6 protein-coding genes are annotated in these 5,651 nt (G+C 69.4%); 5 read left to right on the top strand and 1 reads right to left on the bottom strand.

Annotation, left to right across the window (positions count from 1 at the left end):
- Together Q1V87_RS13515 and Q1V87_RS13510 are read left to right on the top strand one after the other, a co-directional pair.
- Positions 1 to 497 (top strand): hypothetical protein (locus tag Q1V87_RS13515; protein ID WP_300593889.1); only part of this gene is annotated, 497 nt, incomplete at its 5' end.
- A complete protein-coding gene (locus Q1V87_RS13510; RefSeq protein WP_228179486.1) occupies positions 494 to 1,915 on the top strand; it encodes an alpha/beta hydrolase in 1,422 nt (473 codons plus the stop codon). The genes Q1V87_RS13515 and Q1V87_RS13510, both read left to right, overlap by 4 nt.
- A 7-nt stretch (positions 1,916 to 1,922) precedes the next feature.
- Here the strand turns inward: Q1V87_RS13510 and Q1V87_RS13505 are convergent, their stop codons facing one another.
- Positions 1,923 to 2,318, bottom strand: a complete 396-nt coding sequence (locus Q1V87_RS13505) for a phage holin family protein (protein WP_292726798.1) — start codon at positions 2,316 to 2,318, stop codon at positions 1,923 to 1,925.
- Positions 2,319 to 2,392: 74 nt separating this feature from the next.
- Here Q1V87_RS13505 and Q1V87_RS13500 point away from each other — a divergent pair, with 74 nt between their 5' ends.
- The 3 genes from Q1V87_RS13500 to Q1V87_RS13490 all read left to right on the top strand — a co-directional run.
- A complete protein-coding gene (locus tag Q1V87_RS13500; protein WP_300593885.1) occupies positions 2,393 to 3,496 on the top strand; it encodes a histidinol-phosphate transaminase in 1,104 nt (367 codons plus the stop codon).
- A 10-nt stretch (positions 3,497 to 3,506) separates the two neighbouring features.
- Entirely contained in the window at positions 3,507 to 4,637 is a 1,131-nt protein-coding gene (locus Q1V87_RS13495) for a thiamine pyrophosphate-dependent enzyme (RefSeq protein ID WP_300593882.1), read from the top strand.
- A gap of 62 nt (positions 4,638 to 4,699) precedes the next feature.
- Positions 4,700 to 5,651 (top strand): alpha-ketoacid dehydrogenase subunit beta (locus tag Q1V87_RS13490; RefSeq protein WP_300593892.1); only part of this gene is annotated, 952 nt, incomplete at its 3' end.

Raw genomic sequence — 5,651 nt, 5'->3', positions numbered from 1 at the left:
CCATGGGGGACCGGCAGATATTGCCGGTACAGACGAAGACGACGCGAAACGGCTCGACGGCGTTCGCAGTCATGCGTTCATTCATACCCCTCCTGCCCGGCGAGCGCATCAGTTCGTCGCCTCCTCCCCGGTTTCGCCGGGGGCCGAACCGTCGACAATACGTGACGGATGCCGCATCCCGCGCCCCGAGGGTCAGCGACCGTGGACGAATGGATGAGCTGTGTGCGTCACCGGCGGCCGGTGCCGTACGGGCACAGCTCGCGGCGCTCGCGTCGTGGGCTGACGACCTCGCTGCCGACGCCGAGGCGATCGCGCGGGTCAGTGGCTGGGAGACGCCGGCTGTCGCCGAGTTCCAGACCGAGATGGCGGAGCTTGTGGCGGCGCTGCGCGGCCTGCGAGAGCGCGCCCTCGATCTGCGCGCCGACGTCGGAGCGCCGCATCCGTGGTCCATCGCGGGCGGGTACCCCGGCTTCGGTCTGGCCGGAGCTGGGGCGTGAGCGATCTGGAGATCCGCAGCGGCGGTGCTATCGCCGTCGACACCGAGCTGTTGCGAGCGGTTGCCGGGCGGCTGCGCGAGTTCGGCATCCGTCTGGGCGAATTCGCGGACCGGGCGCGCTGGGTGGCAACGGATGCCGCAGCCACCGCGACCCGGTTCGGCATTGACCTCGAGGCGCGGTGGCTCGCAAGCGGCGCTGACCGGGCTGCGGAGCAACCGGCGGCGCTCGCGGCAGCCCTCGACGGGCTCGCTGCAGCGTATGAGCTCATCGAACTGCGGGCGCAGCACGCGGCAGCGGCCGCCGCCGGTGATGCCGATGCGGCGCGAGCGATCGAGTCGCGGATGGCGTTGCTTGAGCAGGAGTACCCGGACGCCGCGCGCGCTGCCGACACCGCGGTGCGCGGGTGGCGCAGCGGCGGTCCGATCGAGATGGCCCGCCAGGCTGCGGCTGCGACGTGGTGGATTCCCGGGATGGCCCTTCCCCTGGCCGTCGGCACCGGTGTGCTCTGGGGCGGGGTGGCGCTCGCGGGTTTCGGCCGGATGTCGCGGGCGCCGGTCTCGCCGGGCGCTCCGGCGGCGGATGCCGCGGCCACGGCGCCCTCGACATCAGTGCCCGGGCATCGCGGCGGGACCCGGCACCCGCCCACGGCACCTCCAGCCACGCCGCCCGGAGCCCCTACCGCGCCGACTACCGTGCGCGCAGTAGCCCCAACCCCCTCATCAGCGTTGGCATCGGGGCCGTTGACGGGTTTGGCGGATGCCGCCCGCCGCGTGCCCGGCGCCGCTGAGGCCCGGGTGCGCGTCGAGCGTTACGCGATGCCCGGCGGTGGGTCGCAGGCGGCCGTCTACATCGCCGGGACACAGACCATCTCCGGCGGTTCGGGCGACCCGTTCGACATGCGCTCGAACCTCGAGCTGTACGGGGGTGAGAGATCGGCGTCCCTCGAGTCCGTCGAACTCGCCCTCCGCGAGGCAGGCGTGGCTCCCGGCGAGCCGGTCCACGTCTTCGGCCACTCGCAGGGAGCGATGCTCGCTTCTGCTCTCGCGATGGAGGGCACCTACGACGTGCAGACCCTCGTCACCTATGGCTCACCCGTCGAGGCAGCCGTGCCCGACAGCGTGCTCAGCGTCGGCATCCGTCACACCGACGATCCCGTCGCGGGGCTCGCCGGCGGCGGTCACGCCGAGACGGTGGGCGCGCCGGGAAGTTTCGTTGCGGAGCGGGTGGCCGACCCGACGGGCGGCGTGCAAGACCTGACCCTGGCAGCGCACGGCATCGAGCGGTACGCCGAGACGGCGGCGATGGTGGATGCCTCGAGTGACCCCCGCACTGCGGCGCTGCGGGAACTGTGGCGTGACCTCGGGTCGGCCGAGAGCGTGACCGTCACCGAATACGCCGCCGATCGAGGCGGCAACTGAGGCCGACTCAGTCGTTGTTGCGGCGGGGCCGGAGGAGGATCCCGATGAACCAGTTGATGATCGAGATCAGAAGGGCCGCGACCACACCCCACCAGAAGTCCTCGACTCGCAGACCCCAGTCCCACCACTGCGTGAACCAGGCGGTCAGCCACAGCAGGAAGCCGTTGATCACGAGGGATATGAGCCCCAGCGTCAGGATGTAGATCGGGAACGCGAGCACCTTGATCACCGTGCCGATGATCGTGTTCACGAGCGCGAAGATGAGCGCCACCAGCAGTAGCGTCAGCACGAGCTGCAGCGTCTCCCCCGGTGCGAACGGGATCACGGTGACCCCCAGGGCGGGGATCAGGGTGACGATCCAGATTGAGAACGCGTTCACGACGATGCGGACGAGGAAACTCATGTCCGCAGTCTTTCACGAGGCTGCAGACGGGTAACAGCCCAGTCGCACACGCGCCCCGGTCCTAAAATCGCAGAATGACCGACCCCGACCCGATCCCCGTTCGCGTCCGCCCCGCGATCGCGGCCCTGCCGCCCTACAAACAGGGTCGGCAGGCGGCTCCCGACGCATTCAAGCTCTCGAGCAATGAGAATCCCTACGATCCGCTTCCGGGCGTCATCGACGCGATGCGTGCGGTGACCGGGGTCAACCGCTACCCCGACGCGAGCGCGGCGCGGCTGCGCGACCGACTCGCCGCCGACTATGGCGTGAGCCCCGACGCCGTGCATATCGGCGCCGGAAGCGTCTCGCTCATCGCGCAACTCATCGCGGCGACCGCCGGACCCGGCGACGAGATTGTCTACGCGTGGCGGTCGTTCGAGGCCTACCCCTCCCTCGTCGAGGTGGCGGGCGCGGCATCCGTGCGCATCCCACTCACCCCGGACGCGGGCCACGATCTGGCAGCGATGGCGGATGCCGTCACCGACCGCACCCGCATGATCCTGGTGTGCAGCCCCAACAATCCGACCGGGCCCGTGGTCACGCAGTCCGCCTTCGACGACTTCGTCACACGTGTCCCCCGCGACGTACTGATCGTGCTCGACGAGGCGTACGCGGAGTTCGTGACGGCGCCGGATGCCGTCGATGGAGTCCGCGTCCTTCAGGCCGGGCATCCGAATGTCGTCGTGCTGCGCACCTTCTCGAAGGCGTATGGCCTCGCGGGACTTCGCGTGGGCTACGGGATCGGTCATCCGCGGGTGCTGGATGCCGCGCGCAGCACCGCCATCCCGCTGTCTGTCACCGCCCACGCCGAAGAGGCTGCCCTCGCTAGCCTTGACGCGCGCGCCGAGCTGCTCGAGCGCGTCGCCGAGATCACCGAGCGCCGCGACGCGCTCGCGGCTGGCCTGCGTGAGCAGGGATGGCGCGTCCCCGAAGCCCAAGGAAACTTCGTGTGGCTCGCCACCGGACCCGACACGCTGGCGGTGGCTGATGCCTTCCACGACGGCGGAATCGTCGTCCGACCGTTTGCGGGCGAGGGGGTACGCATATCCGTCGGAGAGCATGAGTCTGTGGACAGAGTGCTACGGATCGCGGGTTCCGTTGTAGAGGACCTCCCGGAAGGGCACCCCGCACGCGGGTAGCGTAGGGACCGTGACCCAGCCAGAAGAACCTGAGCTTGTCCGCATCCTTGCCGCTGACGGCTCCCTCGCGCCCAATCCGGCAGCGGAGCCCTACCTCGATCTCGTGAACGGGCTCGCCGACTCTGACCTCGAGACGCTGTACCGCGACATGGTCGTGATCCGCGCGATCGACCGGCAGGCGACGAACCTCCAGCGCCAGGGTCAGCTTGCCCTGTGGCCACCGAGTCTCGGGCAGGAGGCGGCGCAGGTCGGCTCGGCTCGCGCGGCACGGTCGCAGGATCACCTCTTCCCCTCCTACCGCGAGCACGTCGTCACCCGCATCCGCGGCGTCGATCCGATCGGCATCATCAAGCTGATGCGCGGACTCTCGCACGGCGGATGGGACCCGACAGACCCCGCAAACGGCAACACCCACATCTACACGCTCGTCCTCGGCGCCCAGACCCTTCACGCGACGGGCTACGGCATGGGGCTGGTCTTCGACGGACGCTGTGGCACCGGGGACCTCGAGCGCGACGAAGCCGTCATCGTGTACTACGGCGACGGCGCCTCCAGCCAGGGCGATGTGCACGAGGCGATGGTCTTCGCAGCCAGCTACCGCACACCCGAAGTCTTCTTCCTGCAGAACAACCAGTGGGCGATTTCGGTACCCGTCGCAACCCAGTCCCGGACGCCGCTCGTGCGGCGCGGCGAGGGCTACGGGATGCCGAGCATCCGCATCGACGGCAACGATGTGCTCGCCAGCTACGCCGTCACACGGCGTGCGCTCGACGAGGCGCGGAGCGGCGAGGGGCCCCGAGCGATCGAGGCGATGACCTACCGCGTTGGGGCCCACACCACGAGCGATGACCCCACGAAGTACCGCACCTCCGAGGAGGAGCAGTCGTGGGCACAGCGTGACCCGATCGCTCGGATGCGCGCCTTCCTGGAGAATCGCGGTGCCCCCTTCACCCTCTTCGACGAGGTGGATGCCGAGGCCGCCGCTGCCGCCGACGATCTGCGCGTGCGCACGAATGAGCTCGGCGGGCTAGAACGCGACTCGATGTTCGCTCACGTGTACACCGACCCGCATCCGCTGATGGACGAGCAACGCCGCTGGCTTGCCGAGTACGAGGCATCCTTCGAGGGAGGCACCCGATGACCACCGTCTCGACCTCCACTAACCAGGCGGCCGCTGCGACGGCGGCTCCGGTCTCCGGACCCATGCCGCTCGGGCGAGCGCTGAATGCCGGCATGCGACAGGCTCTGGCCACGAACGACCGCGTCCTGCTCATGGGTGAAGACATCGGCCGGCTCGGCGGTGTGTTCCGGGTGACCGAGGGTCTGCAGGCAGAGTTCGGCGAGCGCCGTGTACTCGACACGCCCCTGGCCGAGTCCGGCATCGTCGGCACGGCCATCGGGCTGGCGCTTGCTGGATTCCGTCCCGTGTGCGAGATCCAGTTCGACGGGTTCGTGTTCCCCGCGTTCGATCAGATCACCTCGCAGCTGGCAAAGATGACCAACCGCCTCGAGGGCGCGGTGTCGATGCCCGTCGTCATCCGTATCCCCTACGGCGGGCACATCGGCGCGATCGAGCACCACCAGGAAAGCCCCGAGGCGTACTTCACGCACACGCCGGGCCTGCGGGTCGTGAGCCCGGCCACCGCTGGAGATGCGTACTGGATGATCCAGGAGGCGATCGCCTCGAACGATCCAGTGATCTTCCTCGAGCCCAAGAGTGCCTACTGGCACAAGGGTGAGGTGGACACTACTGCCCCGGCGCTGCCGCTGCACGCCTCTCGCGTCGTTCGGCGCGGCACTGACGTCACCCTCGTCGGCCACGGGGCGATGGTCGGCACCTTGCTGCAGGCAGCGGCACTCGCCGAGTCCGAGGGGACCAGCTGCGAGGTTATCGACCTGCGCTCGCTCTCGCCGGTTGACTACGGTCCGATCCTCGACTCCGTCCGCCGCACGGGACGCATGGTCTACGCGCAGGAGGCTCCCGGATTCACGAGCCTCGGCAGCGAGATCGCCGCGACCGTGACCGAGCGCGCGTTCTTCTCACTCGAGGCGCCGGTACTGCGGGTGTCGGCGTTCGATACCCCGTTCCCGCCCGCCAAGCTCGAGGGTACGTACCTCCCGGATGCCGACCGCATCCTCGAAGCCGTCGACCGCG

This window comes from Microbacterium sp. (genome assembly GCF_030149085.1).
Lineage (GTDB): Bacteria > Actinomycetota > Actinomycetes > Actinomycetales > Microbacteriaceae > Microbacterium.
The sequence above is the reverse complement of the archived record's forward strand: the minus strand, read 5'-3'. Positions and strand labels throughout refer to the sequence as shown.

Excerpts from the sequence above, each read along its gene's own strand:
- Q1V87_RS13505 (WP_292726798.1), bottom strand. The coding sequence starts at position 2,318 with ATGAGTTTCCTCGTCCGCATCGTCGTGAACGCGTTCTCAATCTGGATC.
- Q1V87_RS13500 (WP_300593885.1), top strand. The coding sequence starts at position 2,393 with ATGACCGACCCCGACCCGATCCCCGTTCGCGTCCGCCCCGCGATCGCG.